The 20,372-nt window shown below is 60.7% G+C and carries 17 protein-coding genes and 3 pseudogenes; 11 read left to right on the top strand and 9 right to left on the bottom strand.

The genetic code is table 11. The annotated features are described in order from the left end of the window. Positions 1-4: 4 nt before the first annotated feature. Both E4Q23_RS15940 and glgA read right to left on the bottom strand, forming a co-directional pair. Positions 5-1,963: an alpha-1,4-glucan--maltose-1-phosphate maltosyltransferase gene (locus E4Q23_RS15940; RefSeq protein ID WP_169067543.1), complete on the bottom strand. Its 1,959-nt coding sequence runs from the start codon at positions 1,961-1,963 to the stop codon at positions 5-7. Between the two features lie 163 nt (positions 1,964-2,126). Further along, positions 2,127-3,335 (bottom strand): glycogen synthase, encoded by a 1,209-nt coding sequence (glgA, locus tag E4Q23_RS15935; protein ID WP_169067542.1) that lies wholly within the window; start codon positions 3,333-3,335, stop codon positions 2,127-2,129. Between the two features lie 471 nt (positions 3,336-3,806). Between glgA and rpsF the strand changes: the two genes are divergently transcribed. The 5 genes and pseudogenes from rpsF to dnaB all read left to right on the top strand — a co-directional run bounded on the left by rpsF (position 3,807) and on the right by dnaB (position 7,039). Continuing rightward, positions 3,807-4,208 carry a 30S ribosomal protein S6 gene (gene rpsF / locus E4Q23_RS15930; RefSeq protein WP_169067541.1) on the top strand — a complete coding sequence of 134 codons (402 nt, stop codon included), beginning with the start codon at positions 3,807-3,809 and terminating at the stop codon, positions 4,206-4,208. Next, entirely contained in the window at positions 4,205-4,552 is a 348-nt protein-coding gene (gene priB, locus E4Q23_RS15925; RefSeq protein ID WP_336511713.1) for a primosomal replication protein N, read from the top strand. The genes rpsF and priB overlap by 4 nt, the downstream gene beginning before the upstream one ends. Continuing rightward, the gene (gene rpsR, locus E4Q23_RS15920; RefSeq protein WP_046531352.1) at positions 4,524-4,799 is read left to right on the top strand and encodes a 30S ribosomal protein S18; all 276 of its coding nucleotides are present in this window, start codon (positions 4,524-4,526) and stop codon (positions 4,797-4,799) included. The genes priB and rpsR overlap by 29 nt, the downstream gene beginning before the upstream one ends. A gap of 14 nt (positions 4,800-4,813) precedes the next feature. Further along, positions 4,814-5,271, top strand: a pseudogene (gene rplI / locus E4Q23_RS15915) (50S ribosomal protein L9). A 301-nt stretch (positions 5,272-5,572) separates the two neighbouring features. Then, positions 5,573-7,039 (top strand): replicative DNA helicase, encoded by a 1,467-nt coding sequence (gene dnaB, locus E4Q23_RS15910; protein ID WP_248595497.1) that lies wholly within the window; start codon positions 5,573-5,575, stop codon positions 7,037-7,039. Positions 7,040-7,075: 36 nt separating this feature from the next. Here dnaB and E4Q23_RS15905 read toward each other — a convergent pair whose 3' ends face one another. From E4Q23_RS15905 to E4Q23_RS15875, 7 genes are all read right to left on the bottom strand, one after another. Further along, positions 7,076-8,278 (bottom strand): transglutaminase-like domain-containing protein, encoded by a 1,203-nt coding sequence (locus tag E4Q23_RS15905; RefSeq protein ID WP_169067540.1) that lies wholly within the window; start codon positions 8,276-8,278, stop codon positions 7,076-7,078. A gap of 128 nt (positions 8,279-8,406) precedes the next feature. Next, positions 8,407-9,831, bottom strand: coding sequence for a PhoH family protein (locus E4Q23_RS15900; RefSeq protein WP_169067539.1), 1,425 nt, complete (start codon positions 9,829-9,831; stop codon positions 8,407-8,409). 43 nt (positions 9,832-9,874) lie between these two features. Next, entirely contained in the window at positions 9,875-10,330 is a 456-nt protein-coding gene (locus tag E4Q23_RS15895; RefSeq protein ID WP_169067538.1) for a peroxiredoxin, read from the bottom strand. 72 nt (positions 10,331-10,402) lie between these two features. Beyond that, positions 10,403-10,993: a YiiX/YebB-like N1pC/P60 family cysteine hydrolase gene (locus tag E4Q23_RS15890; RefSeq protein WP_169067537.1), complete on the bottom strand. Its 591-nt coding sequence runs from the start codon at positions 10,991-10,993 to the stop codon at positions 10,403-10,405. Between the two features lie 197 nt (positions 10,994-11,190). Further along, a complete protein-coding gene (locus E4Q23_RS15885) occupies positions 11,191-11,994 on the bottom strand; it encodes a sulfite exporter TauE/SafE family protein (RefSeq protein WP_169067536.1) in 804 nt (267 codons plus the stop codon). Between the two features lie 73 nt (positions 11,995-12,067). Beyond that, complete coding sequence (locus E4Q23_RS15880; protein WP_211203790.1) at positions 12,068-13,804, bottom strand: ATP-binding protein; 1,737 nt, start codon at positions 13,802-13,804, stop codon at positions 12,068-12,070. A 228-nt stretch (positions 13,805-14,032) separates the two neighbouring features. Then, positions 14,033-14,272, bottom strand: a complete 240-nt coding sequence (locus tag E4Q23_RS15875; RefSeq protein WP_248595496.1) for an oxidoreductase-like domain-containing protein — start codon at positions 14,270-14,272, stop codon at positions 14,033-14,035. Positions 14,273-14,661: 389 nt separating this feature from the next. Between E4Q23_RS15875 and E4Q23_RS15870 the strand changes: the two are divergent. The 6 genes and pseudogenes from E4Q23_RS15870 (at position 14,662) to E4Q23_RS15845 (ending at position 20,299) form a co-directional block, all read left to right on the top strand. After that, positions 14,662-15,841: pseudogene (locus E4Q23_RS15870) on the top strand (iron-containing alcohol dehydrogenase). A 221-nt stretch (positions 15,842-16,062) separates the two neighbouring features. Continuing rightward, positions 16,063-17,148, top strand: a complete 1,086-nt coding sequence (locus E4Q23_RS15865) for an ABC transporter ATP-binding protein (RefSeq protein ID WP_169067534.1) — start codon at positions 16,063-16,065, stop codon at positions 17,146-17,148. 1 nt (position 17,149) lies between these two features. After that, positions 17,150-18,229 carry an ABC transporter ATP-binding protein gene (locus tag E4Q23_RS15860; RefSeq protein WP_169067533.1) on the top strand — a complete coding sequence of 360 codons (1,080 nt, stop codon included), beginning with the start codon at positions 17,150-17,152 and terminating at the stop codon, positions 18,227-18,229. Then, a complete protein-coding gene (locus E4Q23_RS15855) occupies positions 18,223-19,116 on the top strand; it encodes an ABC transporter permease subunit (protein ID WP_169067532.1) in 894 nt (297 codons plus the stop codon). Before E4Q23_RS15860 ends, E4Q23_RS15855 begins: the two co-directional genes overlap by 7 nt. After that, positions 19,109-19,921 (top strand): carbohydrate ABC transporter permease, encoded by an 813-nt coding sequence (locus E4Q23_RS15850; protein ID WP_169067531.1) that lies wholly within the window; start codon positions 19,109-19,111, stop codon positions 19,919-19,921. Before E4Q23_RS15855 ends, E4Q23_RS15850 begins: the two co-directional genes overlap by 8 nt. Positions 19,922-19,989: 68 nt before the next feature. Further along, positions 19,990-20,299: pseudogene (locus tag E4Q23_RS15845) on the top strand (DUF2160 domain-containing protein). Positions 20,300-20,372: the final 73 nt, after the last annotated feature.

Here is a 20,372-nt window from a genome sequence, read left to right as displayed (position 1 = left end):
GCGCTTACCAGCGACGAATCTTGATGATGTGCGCCATCAGGTTGTGCGGGCTAAGTTCGACGTAGGCGGTCGGGCCGCTCCAGCGATAACTCTGGTCGTTCAGCACATCGTGTGCCTGGTATTGCTCATCCCAGCCGATGCCGAAAGTGCCCAGCGGGATCTGCAGAGTGGCTGGCTGTTGATGGTAAGGATCGAGATTGACCGCGCAGACGATGATATCCGAGCCATCATCGTTTATCTTGGCGTAGGCGAGGATGTTCGGGTTGTCGGTGGCCAGGAACAGGACGTTGTTGTAGCCGTGCAGGGCTGGCGATTCGCGGCGGATCTTGTTGATGCGGGTGATGATGTCGACGATGTTGCCCGGAGCCCGCCAATTGCGCACCTTCACTTCGTATTTCTCCGAGTCGAGGTACTCCTCCTTGCCCGGAATCGCCGCGTTTTCACACAGCTCGTAACCACTGTAAATGCCATAGACTGAGGACAGGGTCGCCGCCAGAACAGCGCGCATGATGAATGCCGGCCGACCGCCGTATTGCAGGATTGGCGGCAGGATGTCCGGCGTATTGGCGAAGAAGTTGCCGGTAAAGTACTCCTTCATCTCGCCGTTTGTCAGCTCATTGACATACTCGGTGATTTCGTCTTTCTCGTTGCGCCAGGTGAAGTAGGTGTAGGACTGGGCGTAGCCGGCCTTGGCCAGCAGGCGCATCATTTTCGGCTTGGTAAAGGCTTCGGCAAGGAAGATTACCCCGGGGTGCTGCCGGTGTACCTGAGCGATTACCCATTCCCAGAACGGCACCGGCTTGGTATGCGGATTGTCCACGCGGAAAGTGGTCACCCCCTTGTCGACCCAGAACAGGAAAACTCTGAGCATCTCCTGCCACAGGCCGGCGCGGTCCGTGGTGCCAAAGTTCAGCGGATAGACGTCCTGGTATTTCTTCGGCGGGTTTTCGGCGTATTTGATCGAACCGTCGGGACGATGGAAGAACCATTCCGGATGAGCGGCGACGTAGGGGTGGTCGGGCGAGCAATTCATCACGTAGTCGAGTGCAATCTCGATCTCCAGCTCCCGGCAGGTGGCGACGAAGCGATCCCAGTCCTCCCAGGTACCGAGCTTGGGTTCGAGGCCGGTGTGACCGCCGTGCTCATTGCCGATCGCCCACGGACTGCCGACGTCACCGGGCTGGGCGGTCAGGCTGTTGTTCTTGCCCTTGCGGAAACTGTGGCCGATGGGATGAATCGGCGGCAGATAGATGACGTCGAAGCCCATGGCCTTGACCTCGGGCAGACGACGAAGGCAGTCCTGCAGGGTGCCGTGCTGGTGCGGGGTCGTGCTCTGCGAACGCGGAAAGAACTCGTACCAGGCGGCAAAACGACTGATCGGACGGTTGACCATCACTTTCAGCGTCGGCGCCAGCTCGTAGCCCTCGCTACGATCAGCATACCTGGCCATCAGGCTGTGCAGGACGCCGCCGATTCCCAGGTCGATCACGCCCTGCTGCTCGCCGGCACCCAGCGCACTGTCCATGGCCGCGATGATGCTTTCGATGCGGGCACGATCCTCACCCTTGGCCAAGGCGGCCGATTTCCTGATGATCGCCATTCCCTCGAGCAGTTCGCTTTCGAGCTTGGCACCCGGCACGTTCTTCTTGCTGATCTCTTCTACCCACGACCGGTAGTGGTCGGCGTAGGCCTCGATGGTGTATTCCCAGGGACCGATCTCGGTGACTGAAAACTCGCAGTACCAGTCGTCGTTGAGGGCCAGCGTCATCGGGCTTTCCTGCCACGTCTTAGCGCCCAGCTTGCGGGCCTTGAGCACGGCCGACAGCTTGTCGTGACCTTCCTTGTAGATATCCGCGCTGACGGCGACTTTTTCGCCGACGACGCGTTTGATTGGATAGCGGCCACAGTCGATCTGCGGTTTGACGGCTTCAATATTTACGCGGGGGTAGTCCTGGGGAATCATTGTTTGCGCTCCTGAATTCTGACCCGGCGAGGCGGGAAGCAGAGGGTGATAGGTGATCTGCACGGCGACGGCCCCTGCGGGCCGTCAATACGCAATCCCTTGCCGCAATCCCTTTCGCCCTGAGCTGAGTCTGTGCCGGTGGCCGAAAGGGTGCGGCGAATCGCTATTTCAGCAGAGAGTTGTAGAGTGTGCGGGTTTGCTGGGCGATGCTCGACCAGCTGAAAACTTCACGCGCGCGTTTCTGGCCGGCAGTGGCCATCGATTCGGCGAGCGCCGGGTCGTCGAGGACCTTGTTGATCGCCGTCGCCAGGTCGCGCGAGAAGGCATCGGGATTCACCGGCTCGAAGGGCGCGACGCGCAATTGTTCCAGCGGTACGAGGTAACCCGTTTCACCATCGACGACGACTTCCTTGATGCCGCCGACGGCGCTGGCCACGACGGCTGTGTGGCAGGCCATCGCTTCCAGGTTGATGATTCCGAAAGGCTCGTAGATCGACGGGCAGCAGAAGACCGTGGCATGCGAATACATCTGGATCACCTGCGGCTTGCTGAGCATTTCCTGGACCCAGATCAGGTTCTTGAAACCTTCCCGCCGAACGGCTTTGATCGCCTCTTCCATCTCGGCAAGGTACTCCTTGGTATCCGGGGCGCCGGCACAGAGGACGACCTGCACATCGGGGTTGATGTACTTGACGGCATTGACCAGGTGCACGATGCCCTTCTGGCGCGTGATGCGGCCAACGAAGAGCACGAAGGGCTTGCTCGGGTCGACGCCGTGCTTTTCGAGGGCATCGGTATCGGTCGTCGGATGGTACTGCTCGACCTTGATGCCGTTGTAGATCACCGCGATCTTGTTCGGATCGATGTCGAAATGTTCGAGAATGTCGGCCTTGGTTCCTTCCGAAACAGCAATCACCGCGTCCGCCATCTGCAGCGAGGTGCGTTCGACCCAAGACGACATGTCGTAGCCGCAACCGAGCTGCTCGCGCTTCCACGGCCGCAGTGGTTCCAGCGAGTGCACCGTATGCACCAAAGGAATGCCGTAGAGGTTCTTGGTCAGGATACCGGCGAGGTGTGCGTACCAGGTGTGCACGTGCACCAGATCGGCGTCGACCTGCTCGCTCAGGGTTTCGAGGTTGGTCTCGAAAGTGTCGAGTGCGCCGCTGAGTTTCTTGTCTACGTGCGCAAAACTGCCTTTCCCAAATGGGTAGCCCTTGACCCGTACCCCGTCGTTGACAGTGTCCTGCTCACCGAAACAGCGCACTTCTACATGCATCAGTCTGGCCAGTTCATCGGCCAGATACTCGACGTGAACGCCGGCTCCACCGTAAACATTGGGGGGATACTCGCGGGTCAATAGCAGTACTTTCATGGCGGCACTTTCTCTGCTGAGGTTGTGGAGTCGAACGCGACAGCATTGCGTCGAAGACCTTGCCATTGTATCGGCAAAGGGGTCGGACGGCCAAGCCGGAGGCCATGACGCATGACCCAGCCGAAGCGGGCCCGTTGGCGTAGAGTCCGTCGAGCAGGAGCAGAATCCGCAGGCGGGGGAAGCAGGTCTTGAGGCACTCGCTCAAGCGCGCAAAGGCGCGCAGTTCGCAATCCTGCTTTTGCGCCTCGGGTTCCGCCCAGGGCCTGTTTGAGGGGCTGAAGGTCAAGGTCGCGCAGGAGCCGAAACAGGGTGTCGGCGTGTGGCAGGGTGTCGATCTTCGGGAACAGCAGCTGCAGGGCCGGGCAAGGCGAAAGCAGTTTGCCGAGAAGGCCGCGAGACCGTTATAATGCTCGGTTTTCCACCTTGCTCCACCGTTTGCATGGCGGGGGGCTTCAACCACAAGGAGTGTTCATGCGTCATTACGAAATCGTCCTGATCATCCATCCGGATCAGAGTGAACAGGTGCCGGCGATGGTCGAGCGGTACAAGGCTGTGATCACAGCGCGTGCCGGGCAGATCCACCGTCTCGAAGACTGGGGACGCCGCCAGCTCGCCTACCCGATCCAGAAGCTGCACAAGGCACATTACCTGCTGTTGAACATCGAGTGCGATGACGCTACGTTAACCGAGCTCGAGCACGGTTTCAAATTCACCGACGCGGTTCTTCGTCATCTGACGATCAAGACCAAGCGTGCGGTCAGTGGGCCGTCGCCGATGATGAAGGACGAGAAGTCCAAGTCGCTGCTGGAAGCGCGCGAGCCTGCACCGGCTGAAGCTGCCGCTGAACAAGCGGCTGCGGAACCGGCCGCCTGATTGTCGAGGCTCTGCTGAACCGCGTCGAGCTTGTTGGTGTCCTGATCGAGCGCAAGGCGCAACGTTTTACACCGGCCGGTGTGCCGGTAGTGGAATGCCTGATCAGGCATCAATCAGAGCAACTTGAAGCGGGTAGCCCACGGCGTGTTGAATGCGAAATCCAGGCCATCGCCCTGGGTGCAACGGCACAGTGGCTGCAAGCGGCAACTCCTGGCGCTGCTCTCCATCTGACGGGCTTTCTTGCCGCCAGGAGCCGCAACAGCAAGCAGCCGAGACTGCATGTAACTACGATCGAATTTGTCGAAGGAAAGCAAAATGGGAAGATTCTTCAAGAAGAAGGATGACAAGAACGTCAAGAAGCGTGGTGGTGGCCTATTCAAGCGGCGCAAGTTCTGCCGCTTCACCGCTGAGAAGATGGAAGAGATCGACTACAAGGATGTCGACCTGTTCAAGGAGTATGTCGCCGAGAACGGCAAAATCATGCCGGCTCGCCTGACCGGTACCAAGGCTGGTTATCAGCGGATGCTGTCGGTGGCCATCAAGCGTGCCCGCTTCCTGGCCTTGCTGCCGTACACCGACAATCACCAGTAAGCGAGGACAAGGAAATGCAAGTAATTCTGATGGAAAAGGTTGGCAACCTCGGCAGCTTGGTGATCTCGTCAACGTCAAAGCGGGCTATGCCCGTAATTTCCTCATTCCAACGGGTAAAGCCAAGCGTGCAACGCCGATGGCGCTGAAGGAATTCGAAGCCAAGCGCGCCGAACTCGAGAGCGCGGCAGCCGAGAAACTGGCGGTTGCGCAGGCCTATGCCGAGAAATTCGTGGGCGTGGTCGTGCGCATCGAACGCAAGGCTGGCGTCGATGGCCGTCTCTTCGGCTCGGTGAGCAACTTCGATATCGCTGATGGCTTGCGTCTACTCGGCTTCGCCGTCGACAAGTCCGATGTGCGCATGGCTGCGGGTCCGCTGAAGATGATTGGCGAAACCGAGTTGCAGGTCGCGCTGCATAGCGATGTGCTGGCGACGATCACGGTTTCAGTCGTTGCCGAACAGTTCAAGATCTAAGGCGATTGCCGGAAAAGAACGTACCAGATTGCGCCGGATTTTCGGTCGGCTTCGAGGCGCGACAACAGGCGCATGGTCGAACTATGTAACTGTTGTCGTAACATAGAAGACGGGCGAAAAGACAAGCAAGATGGTATATTCCTTGACAGAAATCGCCTAAGTCTGATCCGGCGCCGTCTGCTGGCGCCACGAAAAAGCCTTGCCCTGGGGCAAGGCTTTTTTTTCGTGCGGGCAACGGGAAAATTTCATCAGCGGGGTAAACTCGCTGCCTTGCTCGCCCCGTTTTTTTCACTGATCAGTCATGGCCAAGCCCTTCGATTCAGATTCATCGCCCTCGGAAAACTCCGAACGTGGGCCACGCGCGAGCAGTCGCGGTGCGCGGCGAGACGGCGGCCGTAGCCCGCAGATTGACCCGGCGTTGTCTGCGCTGCGGGTGCCACCGCACTCGATAGAGGCCGAGCAATCGGTTCTTGGTGGCCTCTTGCTCGACAATGCCGCTTTCGACAAGATCGCCGACCTGATGGCCGAAGGCGACTTCTATCGCGACGAGCACAAGCGCATCTACCGCCAGATTTGCAAACTGCTGGAGCGTGGCAAGCCGGCTGACGCGGTGACCGTGGCCGAAAGCCTCGACCTGGCAGGCGAGGGCAAGGATACCGGCGGCCTCGCCTATCTAGGTGAACTCGCCGCCAATACGCCGTCGGCGGCGAATATCCGGCGTTACGCGGAGATCGTTCGTGAGCGAGCGATTCTGCGGCAACTGGTGACTGCCGGTGACGAGATCGCCGGGAGCGCGCTCAATCCGCTCGGTCGCGATCCGAAGACCTTGCTCGATGAGGCCGAGAGGAAAGTCTTTGCCATCGCCGAAGGCGGCTTGCGCCACCAGACCGGCTTCCAGCACATCAACCCCCTGCTGACACAGGTTGTCGAGCGTATTCAGGAACTGCATGATCGCGACAATCCGTCGGACATCACTGGCGTTCCCACCGGCTATCATGATCTTGACAGCAAGACTTCCGGTCTACAAGGCGGTGATCTGCTGATCGTCGCCGGGCGGCCGTCGATGGGCAAGACTTCGTTTGCGCTCAACATCGCCGAGCATGTCGCCATCGAGGTCGGCCTGCCGGTGGCCGTTTTTTCGATGGAGATGGGCGGTACGCAACTCGCCATGCGCATGCTTTCTTCAGTGGGCCGGCTCGACGCGCATCGCGTACGTACCGGTCGGCTCAACGACGACGAGTGGTCACGACTATCGTTTGCCCTGGGCAAGATGCACGAAGCGCCGATCTATATCGACGAAACGCCAGCGCTCAATCCGATCGATCTGCGCGCCCGCGCGCGTCGCCTCCGCCGCCAGTGCGGTCCACTCGGCCTGATCGTCATCGACTATCTGCAGCTGATGTCCGCGACCGGCCATGGCGAGAACCGGGCGACCGAGATCTCCGAGATTTCGCGTTCGCTGAAGAGCCTGGCAAAGGAATTGAATGTTCCCCTGATGGCCCTCTCGCAGCTCAACCGCTCGCTCGAACAACGTCCGAACAAGCGCCCGGTGATGTCCGACCTGCGCGAATCGGGCGCCATCGAACAGGATGCTGATGTGATCATGTTCATCTATCGCGACGAGGTCTATAACCAGGATACGGCCGAGAAGGGCGTTGCCGAGATCATCATCGGCAAGCAGCGTAACGGTCCGATCGGTACCGTTCGCCTTACTTTTCTGGGTGAATACACGCGTTTCGAGAATTTCGCCAGCGCGGGCTCGTACTGATTGCCGGGCAAGGAGCAGCCTTTTCAGGCGATGGCCTTAGCCTTCGACGCTGCTGGCGTGCACGGTGTAGCTGAAGCGCTTGGTATCCAGGCTGTCGAAGCGGTTGGCAGCCACTTCGGCCTGCGGCACGACCAGAAAAGGTAGTGCCTTACCGTTGTCGCCGCGCAGCCTGACATCCAGGGCGCTGTTGAAAGCGACCCAGTTCATTTCCCAGAAACCAAACAGCAGCTTGCTCAGGACGACCAGTTTCGGGTCGTTACTGCTCAGGTGCTCGTCGTGGATTGCCTTGCGCACATCGGCCGGATTGACCGGAATCCAGCCGTAGCCCGGCGTATAGAATTCGGCGCGGCACTGCTGTTCCGTGCTGAGGTTGCCTGTCGCGCCGAGGCCGGAGAACAATCGTGAGCTGTCGATGCGCTGCCCGAAAAACGGACGCGCAGGAATGCCAATGGCTCGACACAGGCCGACGAAGAGAAGCGTGATATCGGCACTTTTTCCGCTCAACTGGCCGCTATCGAGCATGGCTTCGATATCACCTCGACCGCTACCGGGCTGCGACGGATCGTAGGTGGTGTTTTCCAGCACCCAGTCGTAAATCGCCTTGCCGCGTGCCAGCGGGTCCTGGATGCGACCGACGGCGCGTTCGGCGGTGCGGCGTACGAGTCCGTCGGTGGGGACCAAATTGCTGGCATGCAGGTTCTGGCGCAGCACTTCGCTGCGCTCAGCGGCGTTGCCGCGTCGGGTAATGTCGAAATGACGGTCTCGTTTGGCGACCTGGCTGGTGATTTGCAACTGCGGAGTATCGACCCCCTCGTTCCAATCGGCGTAGAACACCACCATTGTCTCGGCCGGGTCGCGGTAGATGCCGGCATTCGTGAAATTACCTTGCCAGCTCTGGCCCAGCGAACGCTGCCAGAGCGTGTCCTTGTGCAGCGCCAGCGGCAACCACAGCCGCAGCTTGCCCTTGACCTCCTTGAGGGCGATGGTCGAGGTGATGTCGTAGATTCGCCAGGGCGTCGCTGGTTCATCGGGCAGGCCGGTGGCGTCGGGTTGCTCGGCTCCTGGCTGCGGCGAACTGGCCGCAGCAGGCGCTTTCGGCTTTTCGGCGGTGGCTGGCGCGCTTTGCCGGCTGCTCTTCTTGGTGCTGCTTCTACGCGTTGCTTTGGCGCTTGTCTTGCTTTTTTTTTGCGGCCAACACCGACGTCGGCGCCAGTAGCGAAAGAAGTGCCGAAGCAGCAAGGAAATTGCGTCGTTTCAATCGACTCTCCGGTAAGCGCGGGATCCTGGTCGGACGGAGCAGGTAGCACGGATCGGTGGCTACAAACGACCGGGCCGTGTCCTAGACACGGCCCGCCAATGGCAGAAAATTATAGCACCTCGGCCGCGTAGTCGGCGAGGCGGGAGCGTTCGCCGCGTTGCAGGGTGATATGCCCGGCGTACGCCCAGCCCTTGAAACGATCGACGACGTAGGCGAGGCCGGAACTGCCTTCGGTAAGATAGGGCGTATCGATCTGGGCGATATTGCCGAGGCAGATCACTTTCGTCGCTGGCCCGGCGCGGGTAATCAGCGTCTTCATCTGCTTCGGAGTCAGATTCTGCGCTTCGTCGATAATCAGAAACTTGTTGAGGAACGTTCGACCGCGCATGAAATTGAGCGACTTGATCTTGATGCGGTTGCGAATCAGGTCGTGGGTGGCTGCACGCCCCCAGTCGCCCGCGTCTTCATCGCTCTGATTGAGGACTTCGAGGTTGTCTTCAAGGGCGCCCATCCACGGCCCCATCTTCTCTTCTTCGGTGCCTGGCAGAAAACCGATGTCCTCACCGACCGGCACGGTGACCCGGGTGATGATGATTTCGCTGTAGCGCCTGCTTTCGAGCACCTGGGTGAGTCCAGCGGCGAGCGTGAGCAGCGTCTTGCCGGTACCCGCCTGGCCGAGCAGGGTGACAAAATCGATTTCCGGATTCATTAGCAGATTGAACGCAAAGTTCTGCTCGCGGTTGCGCGCGGTGATTCCCCAGACGCTGTTCCTGCTGTGCGTATAGTCGGTCAGGGTGGCAATCTCGGCGCTCATTGCAGAGGCGTCGCGGACGATCGCATGCAACGGGCTCTCGCCGTCCTGGATGAGGAACTGGTTGGCCAGAAATTGCGCGCACAGCGGGCCCTTGAGGCGGTACAGCGTGTGACCGTCCTGCTGCCAGGACTCCATCCCCTGCGCATGCTGGTCCCAGAAATCCGAGCCCAGTTCGCGCATGCCGGTGTACAGGAGGTCGCTGTCTTCGAGAACCTTGTCGTTGAAGTAGTCCTGCGCTTGCAGCCCGAGCGTGCGCGCCTTGATGCGCATGTTGATGTCTTTGGAGACGAGGATCACCGAACGCTCGGGATGCTGGCGTTGCAGGTGGATGACAACCGCCAGAATCTGGTTGTCGGCCTTGGCTGTCGGTAGTCCTGCCGGGAGCTCACTGGCGATCGCCTCGGTCTGCAGAAAGAGCCGACCGCTGGCCAGTCCGCGCGAAGCTTCGTCGAGCTCGATGCCCTGGTCGATGGCGTCGTCGATGCTGCTGACTATTTCATCGAGCGTTCGTGTCACCTGGCGAGCATTGCGCGCGATCTCGGACATCCCCTTCTTGTGATTGTCCAGTTCTTCCAGGGTCATGATCGGCAGGAAGATGTCGTGCTCCTGGAAACGGTAGACACTGCTCGGGTCGTGCATCAGGACATTGGTGTCGAGGACGAAGAGTTTCCTCGGCTTGGCAGCGGCGTCGCCGGCGGCGGTGGCAGATGAGCGGATCATGCGCAGGTCTTCCGGATGAGGGTTTATCGGTCAGGCTTGGTGATCAGAGCTGAACGACGAAATCCAGCACTTGCTGCGCATGGCCGGCTACTTTCAGAGCGCGCCATTCGCGCCGCAACACCCCCTTGCCATCGATGACAAAGGTGCTGCGCTCGATACCGCGGACCTGCTTGCCGTACAGCGATTTCATTTTGATCACCGCGAAGCGTGTGCATAGCAATTCGTCGGCATCGGAGAGCAGAGCGAAGGGCAGGTCCTGCTTGGCCTTGAAGTTCTCGTGCGAGCGGATGCTGTCGCGTGAGACGCCGACGACGATGGCGCCGGCCTCGACGAACTGCGGGTGGAGATCGCGGAATTGCTGAGCCTCGGTGGTGCACCCCGGCGTGCTGTCCTTGGGGTAGAAGTAGAGTACGACGGTGCTGCCCGGGCAGGCCGACAGCGTGAAGGTCTGGCCGCCGGTAGCCGGCAGGCTGAAGTCGGCGACGGTCTGGTCGATCATGGCTTTCTTTCTCGGAAAGAGTTCAATGCAAGAGGAAGAGGGCAGCGGAAGAGGGCCGCGGAACGAGTCCCGTCACATGATACGGAACTGCATCATCACGCGTTCATCGTTCCAGATGTCGTCCGGGCTGATCGAATTGCGGTGGAACTTGAACGCGACCTCCGCCTTGCGAAAAGCCTCGTAGACCAGTTCCGAGCAGATGTACTTGCGGTCTCGGTTCTTGCGGCCGCGCCTGAAGAGAATCCGCATCGCGATGCGGCAGATCTCCCAGTTGTCGTAAGGCCTGGTGAGTTCGTCCATGCCGAAGCTGATCACCGACTTGAGTTTCTCGTCGTCCGGGCCGGGGGTGATGCGGGCGATCACCATGCGTCCTTTGTAGGGCTTGTTGCGACCGTGGTAATCGCGCAGATACTTGGACAAGGGAGCGAGGCGGACCCCGATGGCGGTTTCGCTCTCGAGCACGAAGATGCGCTGCAGATTGTCGTCGCGATAGATGATGCCGACATGGCTCCAGACGGATCGCGTGAACCACTGGATGGTCTGCGAGAAGAAGTAGGTGCCAGAGCAAAAGACGATGTCGCCGGTACGCAGCTGATCGCGAACCTGATCGTAGTCGACGATGGGCAGTCTGGCGATTGCTTTGCGGCCAAGGCCATCGGCCATGTGTGGCTCCCTTCAAGGCGCAGGGGTGAGGGCTGAGATCATCAATGGAGGAGAGATGGTGCCCGCGAGAGTGTATGAGCCGCGGTCATGCGGCGTCAATCGCGCGTTTGGCCCCGGGAGCCATTCACCGGCGAACAGATGACGGTGTAGGAAAGGTTGAGCCTGGCCGAATCGAGCGCTGCCTTCGCTTGCTGCTTCTAATTCACTCCGCTCTTGTAGAAATACGCCAGGGTCAGCAAGCTGCCGAGCGCGACAATGAAGCGTCGTAACCACAGGGCAGGAATGCGGCGCGCGACGCGGCCGCCCGTGTAGCCGCCAAGCGTTCCGGTCACCAGCATCACCATCGTGTGGGGCCAGGAAACGGCATCGGCGACGACGAAGGTGACCACCGCAACCGAGTAGATCACCGCCGATAGCCAGTTCTTCAGGGCATTGATCTCGTGCACATCGTCGAATCCCTGGATCGCCAACGCGGCGAGCATCAGGATGCCCATGCCGGCGCCAAAGAAGCCACCGTATATCGACACCGCGAGCTGAAACGCGAAGCCGCCGACGCCAACTTGCCGGCTGTTGGCGGGGCCGCCATCGGCTTCGCGCGCAGGTTTGCGCAGGCCAGCGACCAAGGCCGAGAACTGCGTACTGAAGGCGAAGAGAACCGTGGCCACGAGGAGCAGCCAGGGAATCAGGTTCGCGAAGGCAGCGTTCGACGTGGCGAGCAGCAACAGGCCACCGGCGATGCCACCGAGGAAGGCAACCAGGGTCAGCAGCGGCAGCGCCGTGCGAAAGCGCAGCAGTTCGGTACGAAAAGCCCACGCGGCGGCGAGGCTGCCTGGCCAGAGGGCAACCGAGTTGCTGGCGTTGGCCATCACGGGCGGGACGCCGGCGGCGAGCAGCGCCGGAAACGACAGGAAGGTGCCGCCACCGGCAACCGAGTTCATCGCCCCGGCGCAGAAAGCGGCGATGGCGAGCAAAGCGTAGGTGGCAATCAGGCTGGCGTCCATAAGAGTGGTCAGCGTTGCGCTGAGAGGAAGGGCCGAGAGGGGAGCTTACCAGCCGCGCTTGTTGGCGGTGGGTTCAGAAATCTTCCTTGTTGAGCAAGCGGTTGCGCGGCAAGGTGACGCGAAACACGCTTCCTTTGCCCGGTTTGCTGCGCGTATCGAGTCTCCCACCATGGCGGCGAACAATGTTGTCGGCTAGTGACAGGCCGAGGCCGCTTCCTTTGCCAGTCGCTTTGGTGGTGAAGAAAGGGTCGAAGATCTTGTCCATGTCTTCGGGCTCGATGCCCTTGCCGGTATCGCCGACTTCAACCCACACCTCATGCTCGTCGAAGCCGGTGCGCAGGATGATCACGCCGCGCTCGTCGATGGCTTGCGCGGCATTGATCACCAGATTCAGGAAGACCTGGTTGAGTTGCGGAGCAAGACATTCTATGTCGGGGATGCCGGCGTAGTCCTTCTTGATTTTTGCCTTGTACTTGATCTCGTTCCAGACGATGTTGAGTGTGCTCTCCAGGCCTTTCTCAAGATTTGCAAGCTGCCACTCGGCGGTGTCCACGCGCGAAAACTCTTTGAGAGTTTCGACGGCCGTCTTGGCGCGCTGCACACCGTCGAGCGATTCGCTGATCAGGTTCAGGATATCGTGCTGCATGAAGGCAAGATGCGCCTTTTCTTTCGCCTGCTCGATGGCGGCCAGGAAAGCCACCTGCCCGGCCAGCGCCGGTTCAGCTTTCTCGTAGGCTTCCAGCACGCTCAACAGATCCGCCACGTGCCCCTTGAGGGCTTCCAGATTGGAGTTGATGAAAGCGAAGGGCTTGTCGATCTCGTTCGCTACGCCTGCCGCCAGTCGACCGACGGAAGCCATCTTCACCGATCGCAGCATCTGGTTTTGCGCTTCGATGAGCATGCCATTGAGGGCAGTCAACTCGGCGAGATGGATGCGATTGTCGGCTTCGATCCGGCGGCATTCAGTGATGTCCTCGTACACCCCCAGCACGCCGAAGGTTTCATTGTCGTCATTGATCAGCGGGATCTTGGACGTCCGCAGCCAGACGGTCTCACCGCTGGCAGTGGTCTGCTGTTCTTCAAAGAACAGTCGCGGTGCCCCGGCGGCCATGACTTCCCGATCGTCGGCGCGATAATGATCGGCCTGTTCTGCCCACACCATCTGATAGTCGTCCTTGCCGATCAGGTCGTCAGGACTCGGCATCCCGGCATCCTCGGCAAACCTCCTATTGCAGCCAAGAAAGCGTAAATCGGTGTCCTTCCAGAAGACGCGAGCAGGCACGGTATCAATGACCTTCAGGAGCAGGTTTCTGGATTCGGCGATCGCTACTTCAGCCAGTTTTCGTTCGCTGATCTCTTCACCGGAACTCAGCGTGCCGACGATTACCCCGGCAGCGTCGGTCAGCATACCCGTGTGCCAGGCCATCAGACGCTGCTGCCCATCCGCGTCGACGACGGGATATTCCGACAGTGCTTCCTGGGCCTGTCCCTCGCCGCTGACAAGTTGCAGAAAGCAGGGGAGGAGGACGGACTTGCCGCTTGGCTGCGGCAGGCAGTGCTCGAACCAGGGCTGCCCGAGTAGCGCGCTCTCCGGCTGGCCGAGCAGGGCGCAGCCCGCACGATTGATCATCGCGATGCAAGCACGAGTGTCCAGAGCGACCACGATGCATGGCACGGCGTCGAGATAGCGCTGCAACAATTGATTGGCAAGCGTCAGCTCGCGGACCGTTTCTTCGAGCAAGTCCTCGGCTTTCTTGCGCGCTGCGCGCTCCTCTTCGAGCTGCCGTCGCAGTAGGGCGAGATCATCCATGCTCATACCTTCTTGCTCCGAGTCAGGCGCAGCGTCGGTTCCGGTGTTGTCGGATTCGCGCTGGGTGGAATTGGTGGAATTGGCGGAATTGGCGGAATTGGTGGATTCGGCAGGACTGGACGGCCGCTGGTCGCGACGGCCCTTCTCTGCAAACGAGCTCGTCACACCCTCTTGGAACTGGCTATTCTATCCTTCCCCGACGGCGGTGGTTGTGCTGACGCGATTTGATCAGCCCAAGAGGGCCCGGGCCTGATCCCGCCAGTACCCCAGCGCCTGGTAGTAGCCCTGCCAGACGCAGCCGTTGCAGCCCCGACCACAGCAAGTGTTCGGCACGGGCGGCGGCAGGCGCAGACTGAGCTGCCGCGTGCTGAGCAGGGCTTCGATTTCGCCGACGATCGACTGAGCGTCGGCGAGGTCCCGCAGGGGTCGGCAGAAGGCATCGGGAAGGTCGCTGCTAACGGGCATCATGGCTATGGCTTGGCTCTGGCTTGGCGTCGCTGGGGGATGGCTGTGGAGGGCTGGCGATGCTGGAATTTCGTACCACGCTTTCCGCGATCATGCTTGAAGAATGCCACAAGCAAGTGCGGAGGCAATGACGAAGGTCAACACGGCGTGCCTGGCAGCGCGTCGGCCGGAGCTAGTGCGGTGCCGCATTCACCGTTCCCGATGCGGCCTTCAGCAAGCATTACAGCGGCGCGAAACCCACGCGGTAGCCGGAATTTATAGGTTCCAAACTTCGCGCAGCCCGGCACTAGCGAAGCGGGCATACAGGGTTCAAGAACTGCCTGGCCGGCGAAATCCGGGTTTGCATTGCACTGCTTGATGCACCCACTGGAACATGGAAGGAGGGTCCCTGCATGAGCTTCGCTGCGTTTGCCATCGCCCGTCTGCCGCAGATCAGGTTCGGCTGCGGTTCCCTGAGCAACTTGCCGGACATCGCCGCCAGCTATGGCAAGCGCCTGTTGCTGATCACGGGCGCACGGAGCTTTCTCGGCTCGGCGCATGCGCCGCGGCTCTTCGCTGCCTTGCGCCAGCGGGATTGCCGCTGGGAAATCGTCAAGATCGTCACCGAGCCAGCGCCGACTTTTATTGATGCCACCGTCTCGGCATTGCAAGGCGAAGCGTTTGATGCCGTGATTGCTATCGGCGGCGGCAGCGCCCTTGATGCGGCTAAGGCCATCGCCGGCCTGCTCAAGCCAGGCAATTCGGTGCTCGATCATCTCGAGGGCGTCGGTCCCGAGCTACCCTATGGCGGCCCGTCGACGCCCTTGATCGCCGTACCAAGCACGGCCGGCACTGGCTCGGAAGCCACCAGGAACGCCGTATTGTCAATTCAAGGACAGTTCAAGAAATCCTTTCGCGATGAGCAACTGGTGGCCGAATGGGCGATCGTCGATCCTGACCTGCTCGTCAGCTGTCCGCCGCAGCTCATCGCCGCCAATGGCATGGATGCCTTCACGCAACTCCTCGAATCCTTCGTCTCGACAGGCAGCAACCCGATGACGGACGCGCTTGCGCGCTCCGGCATCATGGCGGCCAGGGATGCGCTGTTGCCGCTGTATGCCGAACAATCTGCCCCGGCACGCGAGAAGATGGCCTACGCCTCGCTGCTGTCTGGCATCTGCCTGGCGCAGACCGGTCTCGGTGCCGTTCATGGCCTCGCCTCGCCCCTCGGCGCCTTTTTTTCCGATTCCCCACGGCGCGGCCTGCGGCACACTGGTCGCCACGGCAACGGCGGTCAATATTGCGGCGATGGAAAGGCGCGATCCCGAGAATCCTGCGCTGCCGAAATACGCCGAGATCGGCCGTCGCTTTGCCATGCAGAAGGGAATGAAGGCTCAGGATGCACGCAGCTTCCTGGTCACGAGCTTGCGCCAATGGGAGCAAACGCTCGCCTTGCCGCGCCTGTCAAACTGGCGAATCACCCGCGCCGACTTCCCGCGCATCGTGGCCAATTGTCGTGGCAGCAGCATGAAGAGCAATCCCATTGTGCTCACTGATGACGAGATTGCACAGATTCTCGCGGCGCGGCTTTGATGTGAAAGTCGCGTACGCGACTCACGAATCTCCCTTCTCCCCCTGCGGGAGAAGGGCCGGGCGAAGAGGGGGACGGTCATGACTTTCATGATTTGGATTATCCCGACATGTCATGACCGTTAGGCGCGGGCACGGTCCGTGAGGATCGGGAGGCCAATAGCGAAAAGTCGCTTGATGAAGCGCCGACTTCGAAGCAAACTGCGTTCCGGGAGACCATCGCCATGGAATTGGAACTGCAAGGCATCAGCAAGCGGGTGGGGGCGCAGTCCTGGCTCTACACAATGGACCTCGCGCCGAAGCGCAACGCGGTAACCGTGCTGCTGGGCGCCACCCAGGCGGGGAAGACCAGCTTGATGCGCATCATGGCCGGCCTCGACACGCCCACCCGCGGGGTGGTGAGGGTGAATGGCCAGGATGTTACCGGTGTTTCGGTACGCGACCGCAACGTGGCGATGGTCTATCAGCAATTCATCAACTACCCCTCGTTACGGGTCGCCGACAACATTGCCTCGCCATTGAAGCTGCGTGGCGAAAAGAATATCGATGAGCGCGTGCGTGCGCTGGCGCAGCGGCTGCACATCGATGGCTTCCTGGACCGCTACCCGGCCGAGCTTTCCGGCGGCCAGCAACAGCGCGTGGCGCTGGCGCGTGCGCTGGCCAAGGGTGCCCCGCTGATGCTGCTCGACGAACCCCTGGTCAATCTCGACTACAAGCTGCGCGAGGAATTGCGCGAAGAACTGAGCGAGCTGTTTGCGGCCGGCGATTCAACGGTCATCTACGCCACCACCGAGCCGGGCGAGGCCTTGCTGCTGGGTGGGCACACGGCGGTCATGGATGCCGGCGAACTGCTGCAATATGGACCCACCGCCGAGGTCTTCCATGCCCCCAAGTCCTTGCGCGTCGCCCGCGCCTTCAGCGATCCGCCGATGAACCTGATCGCCGCTGCAGCAAGCAGCCATGGGGTGCAATTGAAGGCCGGCCCGGCGCTTTCGATTCGCCTCCCGGCAGTCCTTGCGCAACAAGCGACGACCGCCCTGACCGTTGGCGTACGCGCCAGCGCACTTCGCCTGCAGGAAAGCGCAGGCGACGTGCCCCTGGCCGGCCGCGTCGAGCTGGCCGAAATCTCCGGCTCGGACACTTTTGTGCACCTGTCCACGGCCGTCGGGGAAGTGGTGGCGCAGCTTGGCGGCGTGCATCGTTTCATGCTGGGCACAGCGCTGACCCTGCAGCTCAATCCCGCCCATGTCTATGTATTCGATGCGCAGGGGACCTTGCTCGTGGCTCCGCAACGGCGGGGAGGGCATTGACATGGCGCGCATCGATCTCGACCTCGCGCATTCCTACCTGGCCAATCCGCAACAGGATGAGGACTACGCGCTACTGCCAATGAAGATGAGTTTTGCCGATGGCGGCGCCTATGCCCTGCTCGGCCCCTCGGGTTGCGGCAAGACGACGATGCTCAACATCATGTCGGGCCTGCTGGCGCCGTCGCGGGGAAGCGTCGAGTTCGACGGCCGCAACGTCACGCAACTCAGCCCGCAGCAACGCAATATCGCCCAGGTGTTCCAGTTTCCCGTGATCTACGACACCATGACCGTGGCCGACAACCTGGCCTTCCCCCTGCGCAACCGGAAAATGCCCGGCGATCAGATCAGGAAGCGCGTCGCTGAAATTGCCGAAATGCTGGAACTGAGTGGCCAACTCGATCAGCGCGCCGCGAACCTTGCCGCCGACGCCAAGCAGAAGATATCGCTCGGGCGCGGCCTGGTCAGGCACGACGTGTCGGCGGTGTTGTTCGACGAACCCCTGACCGTCATCGATCCGCACCTGAAGTGGCAGCTGCGGCGAAAACTGAAACAGATTCATCTCGAGCTGAAACTGACGCTGATCTACGTTACGCATGATCAGGTGGAAGCTTTGACTTTTGCCGATCAGGTGATGGTCATGACGCGCGGTCGCTCGGTGCAGGTGGGAAGCGCCGAGGAGTTGTTCGAAAGGCCGCAGCACACTTTCGTGGGCAATTTCATTGGTTCGCCGGGCATGAACTTCCTGCCGGCGCGGGTCCATGAGCGGGCACTGCTGGTCGCCGAACACCGGCTTGGACTGGGCCGAGACCTTGCCTTGCCCGCAGGCGAACTGAAACTTGGTATCCGGCCCGAATACGTCGTGCTCAGCGCTGCCGAAGACCCGACGGCCCTGCCGGTCAAGGTCACGCAGGCACTGGACATCGGTACCCACGTGCTGTTGACCGGCCAATGCGGCGATCTGGCGATCAAGGCGCGCTTGCGTCCCGATCAGGAGATACCCCGCTGCGGCGACCGGGTCTGGCTGGGCGTGTTGGGATCACACACCTGTTTCTACAAGAATGAGGAACTCCTCCCGTGCTGAGCACCAAGCCCGTTAACCAAAAGGCCTGGTGGCTGGTGCTGCCGGTGGTCATTTGCGTCGCCTTCTCCGCCGTGCTGCCTTTGATGACGGTGGTCAATTATTCCTTGCAGGACATTTTCTCGCCCGAGCGGCGGGTCTTCGTGGGCACGGAATGGTTTGCGCTGGTCATGCGCGATGACGAACTGCATGCCGCCCTGTGGCGGCAACTGGGCTTTTCGCTGGCGGTTCTGACGGTGGAGATTCCGCTCGGCATCATCCTCGCCCTGGCCATGCCAGCGAAGGGCTGGAAAGCCTCGGCGGTGCTCGTGATGGTGGCGCTGTCGCTGCTGATTCCGTGGAACGTGGTCGGCACGATCTGGCAGATCTACGGTCGCGCCGACATTGGTTTGCTGGGTGCGATGCTGCAGAAGATGGGTTTCGATTACAGCTACACCGGCAATGCCACGCATGCCTGGCTCACCGTACTGAGCATGGATGTCTGGCACTGGACACCGCTGGTGGCGCTACTCTGCTTTGCCGGACTACGCTCCATCCCCGATGCCTACTACCAGGCCGCACGCATAGACGGTGCCTCCAAATTGGCCGTCTTCCGCTACATCCAGCTACCCAAAATGCGCGGCGTATTGATGATCGCCGTGCTCCTGCGCTTCATGGACAGCTTCATGATTTATACCGAGCCTTTTGTTCTGACGGGCGGTGGTCCGGGAAATTCGACCACTTTTCTCAGCCAGTACCTGACTCAGAAAGCGGTCGGCCAGTTCGATCTCGGGCCGGCTGCCGCTTTCTCGCTGATTTACTTTCTGATCATCCTGCTCTTGTGTTTCATCCTCTACAATTGGATGCAGCGTGTCGGCACCGCCGACAAGGAGGGCGCCGGCCATGAATGAAAACCGCTTCCAGAAGCGCACCCTGTTCCTGATTCTCTATATCGTCTTTGCGCTGCTGCCCATCTACTGGATGGTCAACATGAGCTTCAAGACCAACGCGGAAATCCTTTCCAGTTTCTCGTTTTTCCCGCAGGACTTCACCTGGGACAACTACCGCACCATCTTCACTGATCCGGCCTGGTATTCCGGCTACCTCAACAGCCTGATCATCGTCGCCATCAACATGACGATCTCGATCAGCGTGGCTCTGCCCGCGGCCTACGCTTTTTCGCGCTACAGCTTTATCGGCGACAAACACCTCTTCTTCTGGCTGCTGACCAACCGCATGACGCCGCCGGCAGTTTTCCTGCTGCCCTTCTTTCAGCTCTACTCGACCCTCGGTCTGATGGACACGCATATTGCGGTGGCACTGGCGCATCTGGTGTTCAACGTGCCATTGGCGGTATGGATACTGGAAGGCTTCATGAGCGGTATTCCGCGCGAGATCGACGAAACCGCCTATATCGATGGCTATTCCTTCCCGCGTTTCTTCCTGACCATTTTTCTGCCGCTGATCAAGGCCGGCGTCGGCGTCACGGCCTTCTTCTGCTTCATGTTCAGTTGGGTGGAACTGTTGCTGGCGCGCACGCTGACCAGCGTCGATGCCAAACCTATCGTGGCGACCATGACGCGTACCGTCTCGGCATCGGGCATGGACTGGGCGACGCTGGCCGCCGCCGGCGTCCTGACCATCGTGCCAGGCGCCATCGTGATCTGGTTTGTCCGCCATTACATCGCCAAGGGCTTTGCCATGGGGCGGGTGTGATGGGCGCTGCCGCAAGTTCCATTCCGGCAGCGCCAGGTCGTTGTGTTGCCGCTTACAGGAGCTGAACGATGTTTGCCTGGATGGTATGGACCACACCGGTGGCTGTTTTTTTTCATCTTCATTGCCCTGCTGCTGGCGGCAATGACGGTGTGGGAGATCAAATCACCGACGACGCTGCGCAAGGGCTTTCTGCCCATGGCAACGACGCGTGGCGATCGCCTGTTCATCGGACTGCTCGGCGCCGCCTACATCAATCTGGCCTTCGTCGGGCTGTCGGGAAAATTCGCCGAGTGGTTGACGCTTGAGCAGGATCCGAGCATCTGGATCAGTTTTGCCATTTCAATCGCCGCGCTGCTACTGGTGATGCGAAAAGGCTGAATGGTTTTCTCGAATCCGGCCCGCAGCGTCCCCGGGGCCGTGCTGAGCAAGGCTATTCACGGGGATGCATGTG

This window comes from Candidatus Accumulibacter phosphatis (assembly GCF_012939955.1).
Taxonomy (GTDB): Bacteria; Pseudomonadota; Gammaproteobacteria; order Burkholderiales; family Rhodocyclaceae; genus Accumulibacter; species Accumulibacter delftensis.
This window is presented reverse-complemented; position numbering and strand designations above follow the sequence as displayed.

Coding starts and splice junctions, on each gene's coding strand:
- E4Q23_RS15940 (WP_169067543.1), bottom strand. CDS start 1,963: ATGATTCCCCAGGACTACCCCCGCGTAAATATTGAAGCCGTCAAACCG.
- glgA (WP_169067542.1), bottom strand. CDS start 3,335: ATGAAAGTACTGCTATTGACCCGCGAGTATCCCCCCAATGTTTACGGT.
- rpsF (WP_169067541.1), top strand. CDS start 3,807: ATGCGTCATTACGAAATCGTCCTGATCATCCATCCGGATCAGAGTGAA.
- rpsR (WP_046531352.1), top strand. CDS start 4,524: ATGGGAAGATTCTTCAAGAAGAAGGATGACAAGAACGTCAAGAAGCGT.
- dnaB (WP_248595497.1), top strand. CDS start 5,573: ATGGCCAAGCCCTTCGATTCAGATTCATCGCCCTCGGAAAACTCCGAA.
- E4Q23_RS15900 (WP_169067539.1), bottom strand. CDS start 9,831: ATGATCCGCTCATCTGCCACCGCCGCCGGCGACGCCGCTGCCAAGCCG.
- E4Q23_RS15895 (WP_169067538.1), bottom strand. CDS start 10,330: ATGATCGACCAGACCGTCGCCGACTTCAGCCTGCCGGCTACCGGCGGC.
- E4Q23_RS15890 (WP_169067537.1), bottom strand. CDS start 10,993: ATGGCCGATGGCCTTGGCCGCAAAGCAATCGCCAGACTGCCCATCGTC.
- E4Q23_RS15885 (WP_169067536.1), bottom strand. CDS start 11,994: ATGGACGCCAGCCTGATTGCCACCTACGCTTTGCTCGCCATCGCCGCT.
- E4Q23_RS15880 (WP_211203790.1), bottom strand. CDS start 13,804: ATGGATGATCTCGCCCTACTGCGACGGCAGCTCGAAGAGGAGCGCGCA.
- E4Q23_RS15875 (WP_248595496.1), bottom strand. CDS start 14,272: ATGATGCCCGTTAGCAGCGACCTTCCCGATGCCTTCTGCCGACCCCTG.
- E4Q23_RS15865 (WP_169067534.1), top strand. CDS start 16,063: ATGGAATTGGAACTGCAAGGCATCAGCAAGCGGGTGGGGGCGCAGTCC.
- E4Q23_RS15860 (WP_169067533.1), top strand. CDS start 17,150: ATGGCGCGCATCGATCTCGACCTCGCGCATTCCTACCTGGCCAATCCG.
- E4Q23_RS15850 (WP_169067531.1), top strand. CDS start 19,109: ATGAATGAAAACCGCTTCCAGAAGCGCACCCTGTTCCTGATTCTCTAT.